This window comes from Variovorax sp. 10N420, assembly GCF_056394705.1.
This window is the reverse complement of the sequence record NZ_JBFTIJ010000001.1, coordinates 202971-223850: the sequence shown is the minus strand read 5'-3', so window position 1 is coordinate 223850 and position 20880 is coordinate 202971. Positions and strand designations below refer to the sequence as shown.

Sequence of the window (20880 nt, the reverse complement as noted above, 5' to 3'; positions counted from 1 at the left end):
CGTCATCGGCATTTCCGAACTCGCGAGTCGCACCTGCGTCACGCCGTGCGAGCTGATGCGGGCAAAAAGCGAACGACCCATCCGGAGGCGATGACTACTTCTGAAAGAAGGACATCAAGCCGAGCGCGACCAAAATGAATGGCCAATACCTCACTGGAATGAAGAAGAGGTCGTGTTTGGTCACCAGGACCATCTCCGTCCCGGTCTTCTTGTCAATCACGGCGCGCGGCTCGGATGACCTTTGCAGGAGGAGATGCAGTCCGTAAACCAGAGCTGCGGCAAAGCACAAACCTATCAGTTCAGACCATTGCTTTTTGTCGACCGGAATCGGGACTCCAAACAAGCGCTCCGCGCCAATCTTGCTGGCAAGCAGGCCGAGGACCGCGAATATCGCAACCATGATTCCATACCCTCTCCAAATCAGCATGTGCTCTCTCCTTGTAGTACTCTGAAATTCCGGTCGCGAGCTTTTGTTCGGCCTGAAGTTGTTTGATATCGGCAGATTTGTAGAAAATTTGAGCCGGGCTTCGGGCACCCCGGCGCCGACAACCATGTGGCAGGATGCAGGCCAACACCGGACGGTCGACGCCGTCCTCCATACAGACCTCCAGGACGAGTATGAAGACCGAATCAGGACCGGCTCTCGCGGGCAGGAAGCCCGATGCATTCGAGATGAAGGTGCGCTTTGCGTGCGGAGCTCTGCTCGGGCTGGCAGTTGGCCTGGGCCTATGCGTCAATCTGTCGCCGCTTAGTGCTCTGGCCACATGCATTCTTGTGGGGGCTGCCGTCCTCGCCTGTGGAATCTGCGCCGCTCGGTTCGGCGACAACTTCTGGGCGAATCTTCGTTGGCTCCGGTAGGCTTGTACTGCGGCTCGCGCAGGAGCGGTCCTTCAGGCGATGCCTCCAATATGAACCTTTTCATTTGTCCAGGTGCCCCCAGCCCCACGCGTGTTCGTCTCTACGTGGCCGAGAAGAATGCGGTTCAGCCAGTTCTCCAGGTCACCGATGTCGTCGTCAATCTTCAGGCCGGGGAGCAGCGTCAGGAGCCGCACCTAGCGCGGAACCCGATAGGCAGGATTCCGGTTCTGGAAGTCGAGGATGGCGTGTTTCTCAGCGAATCGCTGGCCATCATCGAATATCTTGAGGAATGCTTTCCCGACCCTTCGATGTTCGGCAGCACAACCCTGGAGCGGGCGCGAGTGCGCGAGCTGGACCGCGTCGCCGAACTGCGCGTGCTGCTGCCCCTCGGCAGGCTTGTCCATGCGACGAACTCGCCGATGGCGCGGCGGCCCGAACCGCTGCTGGCAGACCACTTCAGAAGCATGTTGCCGCTTGGGCTGGGCTTCCTAAACGACCGGCTGCGCGATGGACGGCGCTTCATCGCCGGCGACCGCCCTACGATTGCTGACTGCACGCTCGCCGCAGCTCTGGACTTCGGACGCCGACGAGGCGTCCCGCTCGATGACGAGTATTGTGAGGTGGCTGCGTGGTTCGAGCGCTACCGTACCCGTGCCGTGGTTCGGCAGGTCATGGCACCATGAGCGCGCTGCTCAAAGGTCACGTCGCCACCAGAACCAGACACTCACCACGCACCTCTGAAACGCTTGATGTCCTCGCTTTGGCGCAGTAGCTGCATTGCCGACTGCGGTGCTTGTCCATTGGCTGGCGCCAGGCGCGGATGCCGTTCAGGTCGGAGCATGGCTCGTCGGCCTGGGGTGGCTTGCCGGTGTCGTGTGGGAGCTGATGGGCAAAGACTTCAAGTAGGCATGGGCGGCGGCAGGCAGAATGCGGCCAGAACAATACCGATGAGGGCGACCACATGAGAGGCATGGCGGTATCGGCAATCGAAGGTTATCAGCGCTACTCGCCGTACAAGGGATTCAGCTGCGCCCACGGAGTGCACTCGGGCGGCGCCTCCTGCTTTCAGTTTGCCAAGCAGGCCATTTTTCGTGTTGGCATGACGCTCGGCTTCATGTTGACGGTGCGGCGCTTTCGCAAGTGCGCTGAGTCGGCGCGCCTGAATTCCGTGTCACAACAGGAGGGGCCCGATGGGCGCCGTCAGAACACGTCAACAGGACCATGGCAGTCGGTGGCTAACACCTTGGATTGCGGTGTCTCCGTGGCAACTTGCTGCTGTTGGCCAAGCTAGGCTTCAAACGGCCCAGGAGCGGACATTTGCTGCGATGAAAAAAATCCCAACAGGCCTTCGATTGCGATGCTTTGCCGGCGATGGCGATTTTCCTGCGATGGCAGAGGTGGCCAACGCAGTATTTGCGGCTGACAAGATGGGCTGGATTCGCACTCCGGAACACATACGACAAGATTACGCCCGGTTCACTGACTTCGACCCGCAGGGCGACATCGTGATGGCCGAACTCGACGACCAGTTGGTGGGCTACGTGCGCACCTCGCACTGGACCGACGAAAACGGCTGGCTGGCCCAGGGTCAGGTCGGCTTCGTCCATCCAGCCTTTCGGCGGCGCGGCATTGGCGCCGAACTGCTGCGCTGGGTGGAAACGCGACAGCGCGAGTTTGCGAGGGACCAAGGCGGTGTGTCTGTGCATCACGTCTTCGTGACCGAGGGCGAAGTCGGCCGCGTAGCAATGCTGCGCCGCGCCGGTTATGTGCCCGCTCGCCATTTCATGCTCATGGAGCGGCCCACGCTCGACCACATACCCGCCGCCCCCCTGCCCGAAGGCTTCGAGGTGCGTCCGGTGCATTTAGAACATTTGCGCCCGATTTTCGACGCCCACATGGAAGCTTTGCAGGGACATTGGGGCATCGCACCGCCCAAGCCAGGCGACTTCGAGCGCTGGACGACGCTGCCGACTTTTCAGCCGCACTTGTGGCAGGTGGCCTGGCACGTGGAAAGCGGTCGCGTGGCCGGGCAGGTGAAGCCCTTTATCAACGAAGAGCAGAACACGACGCAGAACCGTCGGCGCGGCGAGACGGAATTCATCAGCGTCGGAGCGCCGTGGCGCCGACGCGGCTTGGCGCGCGCGCTAATCGCGAGGGCCCTACATGCGCAACGCGACGCTGGCATGAACGAATCCGTGCTCGGCGTGGATGCCGACAATGCACACGACGCCGCTCGACTTTACGAGAGCTGCGGATTTCGCGTCGTTCAGCGCAACGCGGTCCTGCGCAAGACGGTGGATAGGTAGGCCGGCGCCAATCGGCCAACACCGGAGGGCGACGCCGTCCTCCAAACAAACGTCAGGACGAGCATGAAGACCGAATCGGGGCCGGCTCTCGCAGGGAGGAAGCCTGATGCATTCGAATTGAAGGTGCGTTTTGCGTGCGGAGCTCTGTTTGGCCTGGCGGTCGGCTTGGGCATATGCGTCAGCCTGTCGCCGCTCAGTGCTCTGGGTGCATGCATTCTTGTGGGTGTTGTCGTCCTCGTCTGCGGAATCTGCGCTGCTCGATTCGGCGATAGTTTCTGGGCCAATCTTCGATGGCTACAGTAGCGGCTCGTACCGCGGCTCGCGGCCAAGTCCGGACTCTCGTCGCCGTCGTCCAAAGCGCCTTCGTTTAAGCTCAGGAGACGTAAATCAACGGACTGAACGAATGGCAACTGTGTCTGCCGCCGTGCTTTCAAGTAGCGGCTTCCTGGTGCTACTCGTCGGCTTTTTGTGCGGGGCCCCTTTGGGCAGCGCAATCAACCAGAACCTCGACGAAGAACGCGTTCGCGCCTGGCGGGTTGCACATTCGAGTCTGGTTGGTGGAGGCGTCATGCTTCTGGCGAGGTCAGCATCACGCCAGATGCCTATCAAGTAGGCGAAGTCAAATCTGCACTCGCCACGCCCGTCGTCGATGCAGTGGTGCGAATCAAGCCGAGCAAAGTTCTGATTGTGGCTTGCCTGGCTACGCCGCCGCAGAAAATCATTCAGTTCGAACGAGAGTTGCGGGCTCGACACGACGTGGAACTGACCCTGACTTTAGTTGGCGACGGATGTCCTACTGCGTAAGCCCGGTGGCGCTGACCAAACTCACACCTGAAACGGCGGAGCTCGCCGCAACTTGCGAATCAGCAACCCAGGCAGCCGCAGCACAAACTCCACCATCAGCCGAGCATGCATCCACGTGAGTAGCAGGTTGTCCCGCACATAGTGAAAGTGCGAAACGCCGCCTTCTTCAGCGCTCAGGTACTTCACCGGCGCATCGATGTTGACGGGCTTGATGCCGCGCCACGCCAGCCGAACCACAGCCTCGGTGTCGAAGTCGAAGCGACGCATCCACGGTTGTCGCGTCATCGTCGCGATCAGATCCGCCACCGGATAGACGCGAAATCCGTAAAGCGAATCACCGACGCCCGCGAACAGCGTCTCAAGCTGGGTCCAACTGTTCGACACCCGCCGGCCGCGCACCCGTAGCAGTGGGGCACTGGCATCGAAGACCGGCCGGCCGAGCACCATCGTCTCGGGACGCGCCTGCGATGCCTTCATGAATGACGGGATGAGGTCCGCCGGATGCTGCCCATCGGAATCCATCGTCAGTGCATGCGTAAAGCCCGCCGCTTGCGCAGCGCAAAGCCCGTGCAGCACCGCCGCACCCTTGCCCTGGTTTGGCTCCAGCACCCACACGCGCAACCCTGGATCCGAAGCCGCCATCTGCTGGATCCGTTCACCGGTGCCGTCGGTGCTGCCGTCGATCACCACCCACACGGGGTTCCATTGAGCGCGTGCCGCTTTGACCGTCGAGAACAGGCGTTCGCCCGTGTTGTAGCTGGGGATCAGGACAAGGTGGGTACGCGAGACGTCTGGCATTCGGGCTGCGCCTGCGGAGTGCGCTGTTCCATGGATTGGCGGAAATATTGTTCGATCTGCTGCAGCAGCGCGTCGCTGTCGTGCGAAGGCGCGAAGCGTTGGCCCAATCGCAGCGTGAAAACGATGGGCAAGGGCGGCACGCGCCACAGCGGCCAGCCCTTGGCCAGATAGGGCGAATCGGTGTCGATGAAGACGGTCTGGATCGGTGCCTGCGCCAGCTTGGCGATCAGCGTCACGCCGGGCCTGAAGGCGTTCAGAGGCTGCGTCACGGTCCGCGTGCCCTCGGGAAAAATCACCAACTGGCCACCGTTCCTGAGGTCTTCGACCGCGAGCCGCACCATCGTTCGGGCCGAGTCGTTGCGGATGTAGCGCGCCAACCTCGCGCCCGCGCCGAGAAAGATGTTGCGCATCAGGTCGGCCTTCATGATGCAGGCGCTGCGCGGCAGTCTTGCCACCAGCAGCAAGGCATCGAGCATGGTCGGATGATTGGCGACGAAGATCAGCCCGCGTTCGTCGCGCAAGGCATCGAGGCAGCTGGAGTCGATGCGCATCATGCCGCTGAACGAAGCGGCGGCCCAGAAGAAGCGGTAGGCGCGCGCGATGACCATCCGGCCCAGGGAGCGCGCCGTCTTCAACGGGAGCACCGGATACAGCAACATCGCGATCAGATTCCAGACGAGCGAGATGCACCCCAGCAGCGCGAGCAGGATATAGAGCGGCAACGCGAGCAGGACCGAGAGCGCCATGGCTGTGGGAAGCGGCCGGTTCATCGCAAGAGGCGCTCTTCAGGCGCGCAAGCTGCCGCCGGCAACGGCATGGGCTTCGATTTCCACCAGAAGATCCTGGCGGCAGATGTCGGCTTCGAGATAGACGGCACGGCTGACCGTGTGTGCGTCCGCTCCGAGTGCTTGTTCGAGCACCTGCCGCACGATCGGCGCATCAGCGACGTGGCGCACGTACACCACGCAATCGAGTGCCGAAAGACCGAACCTGGCGCTCGTGCGTTCGTTGGCGGCGCCGATCACGGCTTCCAGATTTCGCAGTGTTTCCTGCGTCTGCGCGACGATTTCGCCGGTATGCACTGTCTCGTGGCCGACGATGCTGGCGGTGCCGGAAATGAAGAGCGCGACGTTGCCGCCGCCGATCTCGGCCAGTGCGGCGCGCGAGAAAGTAGGCGCGCGCGGGCCGTAGGCCGGCGGATAGCGGTAGGCCGAAACCTGGCGCGGGTTCTCGATCGGCAGCGGCGCCGTGCGGCCGGCCAGGAATCGAATGCACAACGCGCCCTGATGAATGCCCAGCGCACAGGCGGCCGGCGCGCCTTCGAACGCGGCCTGACCGGCTTCGACGAATGCCTCTTGCCGGCCGAGGTTGAACTGCCGATAACGCTCGAGACCGCCGCCGTCGCCGTTGATTTGCGGGAGATAGTTCCACACCCGCAGCAGGTGAGCGCAGCCCGTCTGCTCCAGCGACTTGAAGAGGTCGTGATAAGCCCGCTGGGCGAGCTTGGCCAGGCCCTGCTTTTCGACCGTTTCGTCAAGGTCGATGGCGCCGAGCATCCAATGGCCGTCGCTGCGCCATCGCACGACGCCCGTTGTTCCGGATTCGATGTGTTCGCTGGCATGCCAGACGTCGGCCATGGCGCCGCGCGCCGACAGCACGCGTGCATTCACGGTCGGCATCCAGGGGAGGCCATCCGGGGTTCCATAGCCGAGTGCACCGAATGGCGAACGCCCGCCGTCGGCGAGGGCCAGGCTGTCGGGCAACGAAAGGCGCTCTACGCGCAGGGGAGGCGCCCCGAGTGGTACTCGTGCTGTCACTGGGCCTCGACAATGAGTGTCGTGATTGGAATGTTCATGAGGCGGCTGAAGAGGTCCAAAGAAGAGATGCCCGGGAACGCGAATGTGGCGCATCAGCGCGAGGATTATCCCAAAAAGGCACCGGCAGTCGGCTCGCCGCCCGTCATATTGCGGCGCTCGCGGTTCGCGCCGGACAGTAAACTCACTGCCTGCTTTTGAAAACTCAGGATAGCGAGAGATTGAGCCATGGCCGGACACAGCAAATGGGCGAATATTCAGCATCGGAAGGGCCGGCAGGACGAGAAGCGAGGAAAGCTCTGGACCCGCGCCATCCGCGAAATCATGGTGGCCGCGCGCACGGGGGGCGGCGACCTCGGTGCCAATCCACGGCTCCGGCTGGCCGTTGAAAAGGCCAAGGCGGTGAACCTTCCCGCCGATACGGTCAAGCGCAACATCGACAAGGCCACCGGCAATCTGGAAGGCGTCAACTACGAGGAAATCCGCTACGAGGGCTACGGCATCGGCGGCGCGGCCATCATCGTCGACACCATGACGGACAACCGCGTTCGCACGGTCGCCGAAGTGCGCCATGCCTTTTCGAAGCACGGCGGCAACATGGGCACCGAAGGCTCGGTGGCATTCCAGTTCAAGCACTGCGGACAGTTCGTGTTCGCGCCGGGCACCGACGAAGACAAGGTGATGGAAGTGGCGCTCGAGGCAGGCGCCGAGGACGTGATCACCGACGACGACGGCGCCATCGAAGTGCTCACGGCAGCCGCCGATTTCGAGGCCGTGAAAAACGCGCTCGAAGCCGCCGGCCTCAAGCCTGAAGTGGCAGAGGTGACGATGCGTGCCGAAAACACCATCGAGCTCGCGGGCGAGGACGCCGCGAAGATGCAGAGGCTGCTCGACGTTCTCGAAGATCTCGACGACGTGCAGGATGTCTATCACAACGCAGCGATGTCCGAATGACGGACGCGCCAACGAAGGCCCGCGAATGAAGGTACTGGTGATTGGGGGAGGCGGCCGCGAGCATGCTTTGGCATGGCGGCTGGCGCAATCGCTGCGCGTGAGCAAGATTTACGTCGCGCCCGGCAACGGCGGCACGCGTACGGACGGACGCTACGAATGCGTCGACATCTCGGAGCCCGCAGCGCTGCGCGCATGGGCACAGCAGGAAAAGATTTCCTTGACGGTCGTCGGGCCCGAGGCGCCGCTGGCGGCCGGTGTCGTCGACGAGTTTCGCGCACACGGAATGCGCATCTTCGGACCCACCAAGGCCGCGGCGCAGCTGGAAAGCTCCAAGGCTTTCTCCAAGTCGTTCATGAAGCGTCACGGCATCCCGACCGCCGAGTACGAGGCCTTCACCGATGCTGCGTCGGCACACGCCTATGTCGATGCCAAGGGTGCACCGATCGTGATCAAGGCGGACGGCCTGGCCGCCGGCAAGGGTGTGGTCGTGGCAACCACGCTCGCCGAAGCGCACGAAGCCATCGACTTCATGCTGCTGGACAACAAGTTCGGCGTGTCCCACAACGAAGGCGGCGCGCGGGTCGTCATCGAAGAATTCCTGCAGGGCGAAGAAGCCAGTTTCATCGTACTGTGCGACGGCAAGAACGTGACGGCACTGGCGACCAGCCAGGACCACAAACGCCTGCTCGACGGCGACGAAGGTCCGAACACCGGCGGCATGGGCGCCTATTCGCCCGCGCCGGTGGTGACCGCGGAGGTACATGCGCGCGCCATGCGAGAGATCATCCTGCCGACGATTCGCGGCATGGAAAAGGACGGCATTCCCTATACCGGTTTCCTCTACGCCGGCCTCATGATCGATGCGGCAGGGCACCCGAAGACGCTCGAATTCAATTGCCGGATGGGCGATCCGGAGACGCAGCCGATCATGCTGCGGCTCAAGTCCGATCTCTTCGAGGTCTTCTGGCATGCGACCGACGGCACGCTCGACCAGGTCGAACTCGAATGGGACCGCCGCGTCGCGCTCGGCGTTGTCCTGGCGGCGCACGGATATCCGCTTTCGCCGCGAAAAGGCGATCGCATCGGCGGCATCCCGCCGGAAGCGCCCGATGCCGTGGTGTTCCACGCCGGCACCGCGCTCGAAGGCGGCGAACTCGTCACCAGCGGCGGCCGCGTGCTTTGCGTGACCGTGCTGGCCGACAGTGTCAAGCAGGCGCAGCAGCGCGCCTATGCCGTCGCGGCGCGCGTCCAGTTCGACGGCGTGCAGTACCGCAAGGACATCGGGCACCGCGCCGTGCACGCGCGCGGTTCGCAGTCTTGATGCAAAGCTCGACAGACGCCCAGCCGGCGGACGTCGGCGACTACCTTCGCGGCCTGCAGCACGACATCATCGCGGCTGTCGAGGCTGCGGACGGCGGCAGTTGCGTTCGCGACGAGTGGCGCAAGGACCCGGGCGAAGTGTTGCAGGGGAGTGGGTTGACCTGCATCCTCGAAGGCGGCGAGTTGTTCGAGCGCGCAGGTTGCGGCTTTTCCGAGGTGCGCGGCCCGAAGTTGCCGCCCTCGGCGACGCAGCACCGGCCCGAGCTTGCCGGCGCGCCGTTCGAGGCCATGGGCGTGTCGCTGGTGTTTCACCCGCGCAATCCGTATGTGCCGACGGTTCACATGAATGTCCGGATGCTGGCTGCGCTTCCGGTCGATGCGTCGCCGGTCTGCTGGTTCGGCGGCGGCATGGACCTGACGCCGTATTACGGCTTCGAGGACGATGCCGTTCACTTTCATCGGACCTGCCGCGATGCGCTCGCGCCTTTTGGCGACGACAAATACCCGCGGTTCAAGACCTGGTGCGATGAGTATTTCTTTCTCAAGCATCGCAACGAGCAGCGAGGCATTGGCGGAATCTTTTTCGACGACTTTTCCGAATTGGGTTTCACGGAAAGCTTCGCGATGCTGCGGTCGGTGGGGAATGCCTTCCTGCCGGCGTACATTCCGATCGTCGAGCGGCGACGAGACACTGCCTACGGCGAGCGCGAACGCCAATTCCAGCTTTACCGCCGCGGCCGTTATGTGGAGTTCAATCTCGTCTGGGACCGGGGCACACACTTTGGCCTGCAGTCTGGCGGGCGCACCGAATCGATTCTTTTGTCCATGCCGCCGCTTGCGAGCTGGGCCTATCGGCAACAACCCGAGCCCGGAAGCCCGGAGGCGGCGCTCTACAGCGACTTCATCGTGCGGCGCGAATGGCTTTGATCAAAACGCGGATCGGCGTCTTCGGCGGCGCCTTCGATCCGCCGCACAAGGCACATGTGGCGCTCGTGCAGTCGGCGCTTGCGCAGCTTGCGCTGGCCGAGCTTCGCATCTTCCCGACCGGCCAGGCATGGCACAAGGCGCGCGCCTTGAGCTCGGCCGAAGACAGGCTGGCCATGTCGCGCCTGGCCTTCGACGGCATTGCCAACACGGTGGTCGATGCTCGCGAAATCAGCCGCCCCGGACCGACCTACACGCTCGACACGTTGCGCGAATTGCAACAAGCGCATCCAGCTGCGCAACTCGTTCTGATCATGGGCGCCGACCAGGCCCTGTCGCTGCCTCGCTGGCACGGCTGGGAGGACATACTTTCGATCGCTATAATTTCCGTAGCATATCGCGCAATACCCACGGGCTCTTCCGGCGAATTCGACCCTTCGAACCTGCCATCCCTTCCAGCCGGCGCGCGATTCGAAAAGCTCCAACTCCCGCCAATGGACATCAGCGCGACCGACATCCGGTCGCGCGCCGCGCGTGGCGAGGACCTCAACGAACTGGTTCCGCCGGCGGTTGCACGCTATATTGAACAACACCATCTCTACCGATCCGCCTGATGAGAACTGAAGCCGCCGCCAAAAAAGACACCCAGAAACTCCAGAGAGCCATCATCGATGGACTCGAGGACGTCAAGGCGCAGGACATCCAGGTTTTCGACACTGAGCATCTGTCGCCGCTCTTCGAACGCGTGATCGTCGCTTCCGGAACCTCCAATCGCCAGACCAAGGCATTGGCCGCGAGCGTGCTCGATGCCGTGCGCGAGGCGGGCTTCAACAAGCCCCGCGTCGAAGGCGAGGCCAATGGCGAGTGGATCATCGTGGATTGCGGCTCCGCCGTCGCGCACATCATGCAGCCGGCCATTCGACAGTACTACCACCTCGAGGAAATCTGGGGCGACAAGCCGGTGCGTGCCAAGCTGGGCGCAACCAAGCCCATCGTGGTCAGGGCTTCCGAAGACGAAAAGGCGCCGGCCGCGAAGAACACTTCTTTGCGCCGTTCGAGCGCAGCCAAGACGGCCATCCGGGCTGCCGAACAAGCTGCCAAGCAGAAAAAGCCCGCGGCCAAGAAGGTTGCGGCGAAGAAGCCGGCTTCGAAGGCGCCCGTCAAGACAGTGGTCGTGAACAAGGCGCCGGCCAAGAAGGCCGCTGCAAAGACCAGCGCCAAGACTGTCACCAGGAAGACGGCACCGGCAGCCAAGAAGGTTGCGCGCAAGACCACTGCCGCGAGGTCATGAAGCTGCTGGTGGTCGCAGTCGGGCAACGCATGCCCGACTGGGCACAGACCGCCTGGGATGATTACGCCAAGCGATTCCCGCCTGAACTCAAGCTCGAACTGAGGGCTGTCAAGACCGAGCCGCGCGGCTCGAAGACGCTCGAAACGCTCTATGCCGCCGAACGCGAGCGCATCGAGGCGGCCATTTCCAAAGGGATGCGTATCGTGGCCCTCGACGAGCGCGGGACGTCCCTCACCACCAAGGCACTTGCCGCCCGGCTCCAGGCCTGGCAGGGCGAGGGCGACGACGTCGCGTTGGTCATCGGCGGCCCTGACGGCCTGGACCCGGCTTTCAAGGCCGCCGCGCACGAGCGGATCCGGCTTTCCGACCTCACGCTCCCGCACGCCATGGCGAGGGTGCTGCTGGTCGAGCAGCTCTATCGCGCCTGGTCGGTCAACGCGGGTCATCCATACCACCGCGAATGAGCCGCCCGGCATGAACCCAGGCTTTATCTACCTCGCGTCTCAGAGCCCGCGACGAGCGCAATTGCTCGGTCAATTGGGCGTGCGGCATGAATTGCTGCTGGCCGGTCCCGAAGAGGATGCGGAAGCGCTCGAGGCCGTCCGCCCCGGCGAATCGCCGACGGCTTACGTCCAGCGCGTCACGGGCCTGAAGCTTGATGCGGCAGTGCGGCGGCATCAGCGGCTGGCACTGCCTGCCGCGCCGATCCTGTGCGCGGACACCACGGTCGCGCTTGGATCAACGATCCTTGGCAAGCCCGATGACGAACGAGACGCTGAGCGCATGCTCGCCATGCTGTCCGGCCGCACCCACCGTGTCATGACCGCCATCGCCCTCCAGCATGGCGCCGAAAGACAGGCGCTCCTGAACGTATCTCATGTGCGCTTCGCTGCGGTCGAACCGGAGCGAATCGTGGCGTACGTCGCGAGCGGCGAGCCCATGGGCAAGGCTGGCGCCTACGCCATACAGGGAAGGGCGGCCGCATTCATCGAACACATCAGCGGCTCGCATTCGGGCATCATGGGCCTCCCGATGTTCGAGACTGCCGGGCTGCTCCGCACGGTCGGCTTCACGCTTTAGACCTGGACAACAGATGCAAGACATCCTGATCAATTGGTCCCCGCAAGAGACGCGAGTCGCAGTGGTCGAGCACGGCGCGGTCCAGGAACTCCACCTCGAACGAACGCTGGAGCGAGGGCTCGTCGGCAATATCTACCTCGGCAAGGTATCGCGGGTGCTCCCAGGCATGCAGTCCGCATTCATCGACATCGGGTTGGACCGCACCGCTTTCCTGCATGTTGCGGACATCCTCGCGCCGTTCACGCCCGGATCGCGTCCGAGCACGCCGTCGCCGGAGCGCGATCATCGCAACCCCGCGGCAATGGTTCCGATCGAGAAGCAGGTGTTCGAGGGGCAATCGCTGCTCGTACAGGTGATCAAGGATCCGATCGGCACGAAGGGCGCGCGGCTGTCCACCCAGATCAGCATCGCAGGCCGGCTGCTGGTCTTCTTGCCTCAGGACAATCACGTCGGTGTTTCCCAGAAGATCCCGGCCGATCTTCGGGACGCCTTGCGCAGCCGGATGCAAGTGTTGATCGAGGCGGCAGCTGCGGTCGACGGAGGTGGGGTCGTGCCGGCAAACACCGGCGGCTTCATCCTCCGCACTAACGGCGAGGATTCGAGCGACGCCGAGCTTGCGGAAGACATCGCCTACCTGCGCAAGACCTGGTCCAGGATCCGGGAACTGTCGGTGCGCATGCCGCCCATGTCGCTGTTGCACCAGGACCTGAGCCTGCTGCAGCGCGTACTGCGCGACATGACCAGCGAAGACACGCAGACGATCCGCATCGATTCGCGCGAGCAGTTCGACGCGCTGCTCAAGTTCGGCCTGGAATTCATGCCGCAGGCGGCCGGCAAGCTGCAGCTCTACAAAGGCGAGCGTCCGATCTTCGATCTCTATTCGATCGACGAGGAAATCGCCAAGGCATTGGGGCGGCGCGTCGATCTCAAGTCCGGCGGGTACCTGGTGGTCGACCAGACCGAAGCGCTGACCACCGTCGACGTGAACACCGGCGGCTTTGTCGGCGCGCGCAATTTCGACGACACCATCTTCAAGACCAATCTCGAAGCTGCGCAGGCCATTGCCAGGCAGCTTCGTCTGCGCAACCTGGGTGGAATCATCATCGTCGACTTCATCGACATGGCGCGCGATGATCACCGTGAACAGGTGCTGGCCGAATTCCGCAAGCAGCTTGCGCGCGACAGGGTGAAGACCACGGCGGGCGGGTTCTCGCAACTGGGGCTTGTGGAGATGACGCGCAAGCGAACGCGCGAGTCGCTGGCGCACATGCTGTGCGAGCCATGCATCGCCTGTGGCGGCCAAGGCATCGTGAAGACGCCGCGCAGCGTGGCTTACGACGTGTTGCGCGAGATCCTGCGCGAAGCACGCCAGTTCACGCCGCGCGAATTCCGCATCGTCTCTTCGCCGCAAGTGATCGAACTGTTCCTCGACGAGGAAAGCCAGCACCTTGCCGGGCTGAGCGATTTCATCGGCAAGCCGATCTCGCTGCAGGCCGAACCCCAGATGGGCCAAGGCCAGTACGACATCGTCTTGCTCTGACCACCGGTCACCACGGGCCCAATCCAGAAACACCGCGGAACTGGCTTCGCCAGGCCGCCGGTGTCGCCCCCGGTAGGGGGTGGGCGGCTACACGAAGTGAGCAAGCCTGGGGGCGAGCTCAAATCCTTGGATCTTGGCCGGGTTGGGCGCCTCGGACTGCGAGGTTTTGCAGGCGCGCGTAGAGGCCGTCGAGCGCCATCAGTTGCGCGTGGGTGCCTTGTTCTGCGATGCGGCCGTGGTCCATCACGACGATGCGATCGGCGTGCTGGATGGTGGACAAACGGTGGGCCACGATGAGGGTGGTCCGGCCTTGCATGAGGCGCTGAAGTGCCTCCTGGACCGATCGCTCGGACTCTGTGTCCAATGCCGACGTGGCTTCGTCCAGAAGCAGTATCGGGGCATCCTTGTAGAGCGCGCGAGCGATGGCGAGTCGCTGGCGTTGGCCGCCGGACAATTGGGTGGCGTTGTGCCCGAGCACGGTGTCGATGCCATTGGGCAGGCTATCGACGTGCACCGTGAGGTTGGCCGCGGCTACGCATGCCCGGATGCGCTCGGGATCTATCTGGGCGCCGAGCGCGACGTTGGCCGCCAGGCTGTCGTTCAGCATGACCACATCCTGGCTCACCATCGCAAATTGCGCTCGCAGGCTCTTGAGCTGCCATTCGGCAAGGTCATGTCCATCGAGAAGCACACGGCCGCCGCTGGGCAGCACAAAGCGCGGCAACAGATTGACCAGTGTCGTCTTGCCCGAACCCGATGGACCGACGAAGGCCACGACCTCGCCGGGTTCAATGACGAGATCGACATCGTCGAGGGCCCTCGATTCGTCGTCCCCGCGATACGTGACGCGCGCTTGTCGCAGTTCAATCCGGCCTTTCGCGCGTTGCACTTCAAATCCGCCTTGCGGCTCGGCGCCTACGGTGTCCACCAGCTCGAGCCCACGTTCGAGCGCCGCGAGTCCGCGCGTGATGGGATTGGCCATGTCCGCAAGCCGCCTGATGGGAGCAATCAGCATCAGCATGGCGGCGATGTAGGCGACAAAGCCGCCGACGGTCAGGCCCTGTTCGTTGCTCTGCCACAGAGCGATCACCACCACGACCGACAGCGCAACGGCGGCGAGCAGTTGCGTCAGCGGCGTCATGGCGGCCGATGCAATAGTCGACTTCACGGCCAGCCGGTTGAGGCTGTGGCTCAGGCGCTCGAAGCGATTCGTCTGGCTTTCCTGGGCGTTGTGCAGGCGTACGACGCGATGCGCGAGCACGTTTTCCTCGACCACGTATGCAAGCTCGTCCGTCGCGATCTGACCAAGCCGCGTCAGGTGATAGAGGCGCTTGGAGAGCACCTTCATGATCCAGCCCACGCCGGGTACCAAGACGCCGACGATCAGCGTCAGTTTCCAGTTCAGGTAGAGCAGGTAGCACAGCAGCGCGATCAGCGTCAGGCCGTCGCGCGACAGGCCGAGCAGGGCCTGCACCAGCAGCATTCCGCCCGTCTGGACTTCATACACGACGGTGTTCGACAACGTGCTGGCGGATTGCCGCGAGAAGAGGGCGAGCTCGGCGGCGAGCAGCTTTTCGAAAAGCATGCGCCGAAGCCGTTGCATGCCTTCGTTCGCGATGCGCGCGAGGGCGTATTGGGAAATGAATTGCGCCAGTCCACGGACCGCGAAAAGAAGGATCATGCATACCGGAACGATCCAGAGCGCCAGCTGGCCGCGCGTGAATCCACGGTCGAGCAAAGGCTTGACCAACGCGGGCATCAGTGGCTCGGTGAGCGCGGCAATGAGTGCGGTAAAGAATCCGAGAGCCCACCAGCGGCGCGAGCCGCCGAACCAGGCCATCAGTCGCGCGAGTCGGCGCATCAAGGGGGGGCGCGCGACTTCGGCGGCGGGGGAGGGCTGCATGGCGGCGGATTCTACGATCGTCATTCCTGTAGGACCGCGCCGGGTCATACACGTTTTGTGACGCTACGTGCATCGCAATGTGTACCATGTGGCCTCGTCAAGTCCGAGGCGCGAACTTATTCCTCGGAAACCTCTCCGAACCGCATGAAAAAGCAGTTGCAAGACTTTCCCCCAACCCCTTCTTCATCGTTCCTCGCTCGCCGCGCCTTGATTGCGGCTCTCGCTGCCTCCCCGATGGTCCCCGCGCTCGCCCAGTTTCGGGTCGAAGTCTCGGGGGTCGGGTTGACGCAGCTTCCGATCGCGCTTGCCCCTTTCAAGGGTGAAGACGCGTCGCCGCAGAAGATTTCCACGATCGTTCAGGCCGACCTCGAGCGCAGCGGGCAATTCCGCGGCGTCGATGCGTCCGGGCAAGCGCTCGACGAAACCTCCCGTCCCGACCTCAGCCTTTGGCGCCAGCGCACCGCCGATTCACTGGTCGTCGGCAGCGTGACTCGGCTTGCCGATGGGCGCTACGACGTCCGCTTCCGCCTCTGGGATGTTGTTCGTGGACAGGACCTCGGCGGGCAGAGCTTCACCGTGCCGCAAGGCGACCTTCGGCTGGCGTCGCATCGGATCGCAGACTATGTCTACGAAAAGCTGACCGGCGAAAAAGGCATCTTCTCGACGCGCATCGCCTACGTCACCAAGGGCGGCAACCGCTACAGCCTTTGGGTCGCCGATGCGGATGGCGAAAACGCACAGGCCGCGCTGGCAAGCCCCGAACCCATCATTTCGCCGCGCTGGTCATCCAACGGAACGCAGCTCGCGTACGTGTCCTTCGAGTCGCGCAAGCCGGTGGTCTACGTACACAACGTCGCAAGTGGGCAGCGCCGGCTGGTCGCCAACTTCCGCGGCTCCAACAGCGCACCGGCTTGGGCGCCGGACGGCAACACGCTCGCGGTCACGCTGAGCCGCGACGGCGGATCACAGCTCTACACCATCTCTTCGAGCGGCGGCGAGCCGCGCCGGCTCACGCAGAGCAACAGCATCGACACCGAGCCCGTGTACTCGCCCGACGGCAGTTCGATCTATTTCGTGAGCGATCGCGGCGGTGCACCGCAGATCTACAAGATGGGTGCTGGCGGAGGCAACCCGACCCGGGTCACCTTCAACGGTACCTACAACATCTCTCCGGCGATCAGCGGCGACGGCCGGTGGTTGGCCTACATCTCGCGCGTCAATGGTGGCTTCAAACTCCATGTCATGGAGTTGGCGACCGGCAACGCGCAGGCCATCACCGACACCACCGCCGACGAGCGTCCGAGCTTTGCCCCCAACAGTAAGTTGATCGTCTACGCGACCAAGCTTCAAGGCCGCGAGGCGTTGATGACGACCACGCTGGACGGAAAGATAAAAGCACGCCTGGCGGGACAGGCGGGAGACATCCGCGAACCGGACTGGGGTCCGTTTCAAAAGCAATGATTAACTTGAGGAGTTCGAAATGTTGAAACGTACGATTTATTCGTTGGCCATCGTGGCTCTGATCGCCGGCTGCTCGTCGGGCACCAAACTCAACGACACGCCAGTGGTCGATCGTGGCGCGGGCCAGGGCTCGGGCGGCGCTGCCAGCGGTGTTGCACCGGTCACCATCGACCCGAATGCACAAACTGCGCAGGGCCCCGTCGGTGTCGCGCGAATCATCTATTTCGACTTCGACAGCTATACCGTCAAGCCTGAATTCCAGTCGCTGATCGACGGACACGCTCGCTTCCTGAAGGCGAATCCGCAGCGTCACATCTCGATCGAAGGCCACACCGACGAGCGCGGCGGCCGCGAATACAACTTGGCGCTGGGACAGAAGCGTTCGGAGGCGGTTCGCCGTTCGCTGACCTTGCTCGGCGTCAACGACAGCCAGATCGAAGCCGTGAGCTTTGGCAAGGAAAAGCCTGCGGCGCAAGGTACGGGTGAGGACGTGTGGGCGCAAAATCGCCGCGCCGAAATCACTTATCGTTGATCATGCCCCGTGTTTCCTTGCGAGGGGCGGCCCTCGCTGTTGTCTTGTTGTGCGCCTCGTTAGGCGCACAGGCCGCCCTCTTCGAGGACGACGAGGCACGCCGCGCCATTCTCGATCTGCGCCAGCGCGTCGAGACGATGCGCACCCAGAGCGCCGACGAGAACGCGCAGCTGCGGCGCAGCCTGCTCGATTTGCAAAACCAGATTGAACAGATGCGCGGCGACATCGCACGCATGACCGGGCAGAACGAACAGCTGACGCGCACTCTCACCGAGATGCAGCAGCGGCAGACTGAAGTCGACAACCAGCTGAAGAAGAACGAGCCCTCGAAGGTGTCGATCGATGGACGCGAGTTCAACGCCGACCCCAAGGAAAAGGCCGACTTCGATGCGGCATTGGGCATCTTCAGGGCGGGCCAGTTTGCTCAGGCGCAAACCGCGTTCGCGGATTTCGTCAAACGCTATCCGCAAAGCGGCTACAACGCCTCCGCCTTGTTCTGGCTCGGCAATGCGCAGTATGCAACCCGAAACTACAACGAGGCGATTGCCAATTTCAGGTCGATGCTTTCGCTCGCGCCTGACCACGCCAAGGCCCCTGAAGCCGTGTTGTCGATCGCGAACTGCCAAATCGAACTGAAAGACACGCGGGCGGCACGCAAGACGCTGGAAGACCTGACCAAGGCCTATCCGCAGTCCGAAGCCGCACAGGCCGGTCGCGAGCGCCTTTCGCGCCTGCGCTGATCTTGCTGAGCGCCATGCCTTCTCCTGTCGTCATCTCGGACGACGCCGATCTGGCCCGCCGATTCGGTGGCCTGGAGCGGCTGTACGGGGTTGCGGGTGCTACAGCGATTCGGTCGTCGCATGTGCTGGTCGTCGGCATCGGCGGCGTCGGCTCGTGGGCCGTCGAGGCGCTCGCTCGCAGTGGAGTGGGGCGGCTGACGTTGATCGATCTCGATCACATTGCCGAGTCCAACATCAACCGCCAGATTCACGCGCTGGAAGCCACGGTGGGACAGGCCAAGGTCGAGGCCATGCGCGAACGCATTGCACAGGTCAACCCGTCTTGCCAGGTCTCCGCTATCGATGAATTCGTCGAGCCCGGCAACTGGCTTTCGCTGCTTTCAATGGCGCAGGACGCAAATGGATCGCCCACCGCGGTCATCGATGCTTGCGACCAGGTGCGCGCCAAGTTGGTCATGGCCGCATGGGCGCGCGAAACGGGGGTAGATTTCATCACCGTCGGCGCGGCCGGCGGCAAGCGACTCGCGCACAAGGTCGACATCGATGACCTCGCTTTGGTGACTCACGATCCTCTGCTCGCGCAGCTGCGCCAGCGACTTCGCAAGGAGCACGGTGCTCCACGCGAAGGCCGGAAGATCGGCGTGAACTGTGTCTTCAGCCGGGAGAGCGTGGCGCCGCCTGATGCTTCGTGCGCGATGGAGGGCGATGGCACGCTCAACTGCCACGGCTATGGTTCGGTAGTGAGCGTCACTGCCACCTTCGGCCAATGTGCGGCAGGCTGGGTTTTGGACCGAATCGCCAGGAATGGCACGCTATAATTTCTGGCTTTGCTGGATTCAACGCCAGCAAAGAACGAAGAAGCGACTGGTAAATGGGTAGGGGACGTTAGCTCAGTTGGTAGAGCAGCGGACTTTTAATCCGTTGGTCACTGGTTCGAATCCAGTACGTCCTACCAACTACCCGCGTGGACATATGAGAAGCCTGCTATTTGGTTAATGGCAGGCTTTTTGTTTTGGTTCGGCCAAGTCACATCTTTCTGCAAGGTGTGTCGTTCTCGTTCACCAGTGAGGCCCTATGCCTTCTCCTGCAGCGCCTCCCGTACGCGTACCGCCGCATCCTCTCCGACTATCTCCCGGAGGATATCTGCCACTTCGCTCAACTGAGCTTTCGTCAAACCAACGTTCAGACTGATTCGAATGTGCGCCACGAGTTGCGGCTCGACGCCCGCCAATGCGGACAGCGCGCTCACGGTTGCAAGCTCACGGCTCTGCCAGTCGAGATTGTCCCGCGCGAAGATGTCTCCAAACAAGTGAGCCTTCAGGTACTCGTCGATGGCCGGGGCAAACTCGAACAGCGGTCCGCGTACAGGAGCGCCCGAGAGTTTGGTCTGGTTCGCCGTTCCGATGTCCATGATGTTGCTGCCGGCAGGCAGCGGCGTCGGAGTGCTGCCGGCTGGATCGTTGATTCCCCGCTGCTCGCGATCCTTGGTCACATTCATCAGTTCCGCCAAGGCATTGAGGCTGCGCGGGAAGCCGGCATAGGCATACAACTGCACCAGGACTTCCTTGCATTCATTGACGGTGAGTCCGGCATCGAGCCCGTGATTGAGTGCCGAGCGGAGCTTGGCGATCCCGCCAACGGCTGCGAAGGCCGCAATGGGAACAATGGCCCGCCGGGAGGCGGGGAGGAGCGACTGAGGCGACTGAGATTGAGGTTGAGATTGATGCGTCATGGTGGTGTCGTTTTCAAACCGCCGGAGGTCCCGCGAGATATTCGGCATCGCTCACCTTTTCCATCCATTCGACGTTCTTGCCGTCGAGCGCTTCTTGAATGGCGATATGAGTCATCGCCGTCGTGGGTGTGGCGCCATGCCAATGCCGGTGCCCCGGTGGACACCAGATCACGTCGCCTGCGCGAATCTCCACGATCGGCTCGCCTTCGCACTGCGTCCAGCCGCAGCCAGCGGTCACGATCAGAGTCTGCCCGAGAGGGTGCGTGTGCCACGCACTGCGCGCTCCGGGCTCGAAGGTGACGCTTGCGCACGACGCGCGGGCTGGCTCGGGCGGTGCGTTCAGCGGATCGATTCGCACCTGGCCGGTGAAGTAGGCGGACGGGCCTTGTGCCGAAGGCTGTGAGCCTGCGCGTTTGAGCATCATGGTGGACCTCTTGATGGTTGTCGAAAATCAAGTGGGGCCCGTCGCCAGCAGAGTCAGGCGTGGTGCAGGGCAGTGCGTCGCATCTGCAAGGGTGACGGCCAGACGGGCAAAGATTACGCCTGCACTGATAAGAAAAACAGTCGCAGGGCACCGCTATCGGCCGCCGCACGCATTTGGACTCGCCTGCGACCGCATCACTGACGCGCATCCGTTAAGTATTTGTACTAGCCCTGAAATAGCTTACGGAAATTGCTACTTTGATGCTACTTTGATGCTACATTGAACGTAACTTATCGTTGCATAAAAAGGTAGGCCATGGCCGCGTTGAGGGGAGGGACGGGAGCGAGAGCGGGGAGGCGCGAGTCTCCTCCTTGCCTGTCACGCGCGACTGCCTGCGCA

Annotated in this window: 23 protein-coding genes and 1 tRNA gene; 17 read left to right on the top strand and 7 right to left on the bottom strand. The window is 63.0% G+C overall.

Annotated features, from left to right (window positions below; translation table 11 throughout):
- Positions 1 to 94: 94 nt before the first annotated feature.
- The gene (locus tag AC1DEK_RS01075) at positions 95 to 427 is read right to left on the bottom strand and encodes a hypothetical protein (protein WP_478123348.1); all 333 of its coding nucleotides are present in this window, start codon (positions 425 to 427) and stop codon (positions 95 to 97) included.
- A gap of 481 nt (positions 428 to 908) precedes the next feature.
- Between AC1DEK_RS01075 and AC1DEK_RS01070 the strand changes: the two genes are divergently transcribed.
- The 4 genes from AC1DEK_RS01070 to AC1DEK_RS01055 all read left to right on the top strand — a co-directional run bounded on the left by AC1DEK_RS01070 (position 909) and on the right by AC1DEK_RS01055 (position 3777).
- The gene (locus AC1DEK_RS01070) at positions 909 to 1541 is read left to right on the top strand and encodes a glutathione S-transferase family protein (protein ID WP_478123347.1); all 633 of its coding nucleotides are present in this window, start codon (positions 909 to 911) and stop codon (positions 1539 to 1541) included.
- Positions 1542 to 1819: 278 nt separating this feature from the next.
- Complete coding sequence (gene yidD / locus AC1DEK_RS01065; RefSeq protein WP_478123346.1) at positions 1820 to 2149, top strand: membrane protein insertion efficiency factor YidD; 330 nt, start codon at positions 1820 to 1822, stop codon at positions 2147 to 2149.
- Positions 2049 to 3164, top strand: coding sequence for a GNAT family N-acetyltransferase (locus AC1DEK_RS01060; RefSeq protein ID WP_478123345.1), 1116 nt, complete (start codon positions 2049 to 2051; stop codon positions 3162 to 3164). The genes yidD and AC1DEK_RS01060 overlap by 101 nt, the downstream gene beginning before the upstream one ends.
- A 403-nt stretch (positions 3165 to 3567) precedes the next feature.
- The gene (locus AC1DEK_RS01055; protein WP_478123344.1) at positions 3568 to 3777 is read left to right on the top strand and encodes a styrene oxide isomerase; all 210 of its coding nucleotides are present in this window, start codon (positions 3568 to 3570) and stop codon (positions 3775 to 3777) included.
- Between the two features lie 212 nt (positions 3778 to 3989).
- On the opposite strand, the gene AC1DEK_RS01050 is transcribed toward AC1DEK_RS01055, so the two are convergent.
- The 3 genes from AC1DEK_RS01050 to AC1DEK_RS01040 are packed head-to-tail and all read right to left on the bottom strand — an operon-like array spanning position 3990 to position 6583.
- Positions 3990 to 4766, bottom strand: coding sequence for a glycosyltransferase family 2 protein (locus AC1DEK_RS01050; protein ID WP_478123343.1), 777 nt, complete (start codon positions 4764 to 4766; stop codon positions 3990 to 3992).
- Positions 4733 to 5536 (bottom strand): lysophospholipid acyltransferase family protein, encoded by an 804-nt coding sequence (locus AC1DEK_RS01045; protein ID WP_478123342.1) that lies wholly within the window; start codon positions 5534 to 5536, stop codon positions 4733 to 4735. Before AC1DEK_RS01045 ends, AC1DEK_RS01050 begins: the two co-directional genes overlap by 34 nt.
- A gap of 15 nt (positions 5537 to 5551) precedes the next feature.
- On the bottom strand, positions 5552 to 6583 hold the full coding sequence (locus AC1DEK_RS01040) for a chorismate transformation FkbO/Hyg5 family protein (protein ID WP_478123341.1): 1032 nt from the start codon (positions 6581 to 6583) through the stop codon (positions 5552 to 5554).
- Between the two features lie 225 nt (positions 6584 to 6808).
- Between AC1DEK_RS01040 and AC1DEK_RS01035 the strand changes: the two genes are divergently transcribed.
- Genes AC1DEK_RS01035 through rng form a run of 8 tightly spaced genes read left to right on the top strand, consistent with a single transcriptional unit; the run spans position 6809 to position 13689 of the window.
- Positions 6809 to 7534: a YebC/PmpR family DNA-binding transcriptional regulator gene (locus tag AC1DEK_RS01035; RefSeq protein ID WP_478123340.1), complete on the top strand. Its 726-nt coding sequence runs from the start codon at positions 6809 to 6811 to the stop codon at positions 7532 to 7534.
- 25 nt (positions 7535 to 7559) lie between these two features.
- A complete protein-coding gene (gene purD / locus AC1DEK_RS01030; RefSeq protein WP_478123339.1) occupies positions 7560 to 8855 on the top strand; it encodes a phosphoribosylamine--glycine ligase in 1296 nt (431 codons plus the stop codon).
- Complete coding sequence (gene hemF / locus AC1DEK_RS01025; RefSeq protein WP_478123338.1) at positions 8855 to 9781, top strand: oxygen-dependent coproporphyrinogen oxidase; 927 nt, start codon at positions 8855 to 8857, stop codon at positions 9779 to 9781. Before purD ends, hemF begins: the two co-directional genes overlap by 1 nt.
- Entirely contained in the window at positions 9772 to 10392 is a 621-nt protein-coding gene (gene nadD / locus AC1DEK_RS01020; RefSeq protein ID WP_478123337.1) for a nicotinate-nucleotide adenylyltransferase, read from the top strand. Before hemF ends, nadD begins: the two co-directional genes overlap by 10 nt.
- Positions 10392 to 11069: a ribosome silencing factor gene (gene rsfS, locus AC1DEK_RS01015; protein ID WP_478123336.1), complete on the top strand. Its 678-nt coding sequence runs from the start codon at positions 10392 to 10394 to the stop codon at positions 11067 to 11069. Before nadD ends, rsfS begins: the two co-directional genes overlap by 1 nt.
- Positions 11066 to 11533, top strand: coding sequence for a 23S rRNA (pseudouridine(1915)-N(3))-methyltransferase RlmH (gene rlmH / locus AC1DEK_RS01010; protein WP_478123335.1), 468 nt, complete (start codon positions 11066 to 11068; stop codon positions 11531 to 11533). Before rsfS ends, rlmH begins: the two co-directional genes overlap by 4 nt.
- 10 nt (positions 11534 to 11543) lie before the next feature.
- Positions 11544 to 12149: a Maf family protein gene (locus AC1DEK_RS01005; protein WP_478123334.1), complete on the top strand. Its 606-nt coding sequence runs from the start codon at positions 11544 to 11546 to the stop codon at positions 12147 to 12149.
- A gap of 13 nt (positions 12150 to 12162) precedes the next feature.
- Positions 12163 to 13689 (top strand): ribonuclease G, encoded by a 1527-nt coding sequence (gene rng, locus AC1DEK_RS01000; RefSeq protein WP_478123333.1) that lies wholly within the window; start codon positions 12163 to 12165, stop codon positions 13687 to 13689.
- Positions 13690 to 13807: 118 nt separating this feature from the next.
- On the opposite strand, the gene msbA is transcribed toward rng, so the two are convergent.
- Complete coding sequence (gene msbA, locus AC1DEK_RS00995) at positions 13808 to 15550, bottom strand: lipid A export permease/ATP-binding protein MsbA (RefSeq protein ID WP_478123963.1); 1743 nt, start codon at positions 15548 to 15550, stop codon at positions 13808 to 13810.
- A gap of 276 nt (positions 15551 to 15826) precedes the next feature.
- Here msbA and tolB point away from each other — a divergent pair, with 276 nt between their 5' ends.
- The 5 genes from tolB (at position 15827) to AC1DEK_RS00970 (ending at position 19280) form a co-directional block, all read left to right on the top strand.
- Positions 15827 to 17053 (top strand): Tol-Pal system beta propeller repeat protein TolB, encoded by a 1227-nt coding sequence (tolB, locus tag AC1DEK_RS00990; RefSeq protein ID WP_478123962.1) that lies wholly within the window; start codon positions 15827 to 15829, stop codon positions 17051 to 17053.
- A 19-nt stretch (positions 17054 to 17072) separates the two neighbouring features.
- A complete protein-coding gene (pal, locus tag AC1DEK_RS00985; protein ID WP_478123332.1) occupies positions 17073 to 17585 on the top strand; it encodes a peptidoglycan-associated lipoprotein Pal in 513 nt (170 codons plus the stop codon).
- A gap of 2 nt (positions 17586 to 17587) precedes the next feature.
- A complete protein-coding gene (gene ybgF, locus AC1DEK_RS00980; protein WP_478123331.1) occupies positions 17588 to 18325 on the top strand; it encodes a tol-pal system protein YbgF in 738 nt (245 codons plus the stop codon).
- A 14-nt stretch (positions 18326 to 18339) separates the two neighbouring features.
- Positions 18340 to 19143 (top strand): tRNA threonylcarbamoyladenosine dehydratase, encoded by an 804-nt coding sequence (locus AC1DEK_RS00975; RefSeq protein ID WP_478123330.1) that lies wholly within the window; start codon positions 18340 to 18342, stop codon positions 19141 to 19143.
- Between the two features lie 61 nt (positions 19144 to 19204).
- Positions 19205 to 19280 (top strand) — tRNA-Lys (locus AC1DEK_RS00970).
- Between the two features lie 117 nt (positions 19281 to 19397).
- On the opposite strand, the gene AC1DEK_RS00965 is transcribed toward AC1DEK_RS00970, so the two are convergent.
- Positions 19398 to 20105 carry a carboxymuconolactone decarboxylase family protein gene (locus AC1DEK_RS00965; protein ID WP_478123329.1) on the bottom strand — a complete coding sequence of 236 codons (708 nt, stop codon included), beginning with the start codon at positions 20103 to 20105 and terminating at the stop codon, positions 19398 to 19400.
- Positions 20071 to 20481, bottom strand: a complete 411-nt coding sequence (locus tag AC1DEK_RS00960) for a (R)-mandelonitrile lyase (RefSeq protein WP_478123328.1) — start codon at positions 20479 to 20481, stop codon at positions 20071 to 20073. The genes AC1DEK_RS00965 and AC1DEK_RS00960 overlap by 35 nt, the downstream gene beginning before the upstream one ends.
- Positions 20482 to 20880 lie beyond the last annotated feature (399 nt).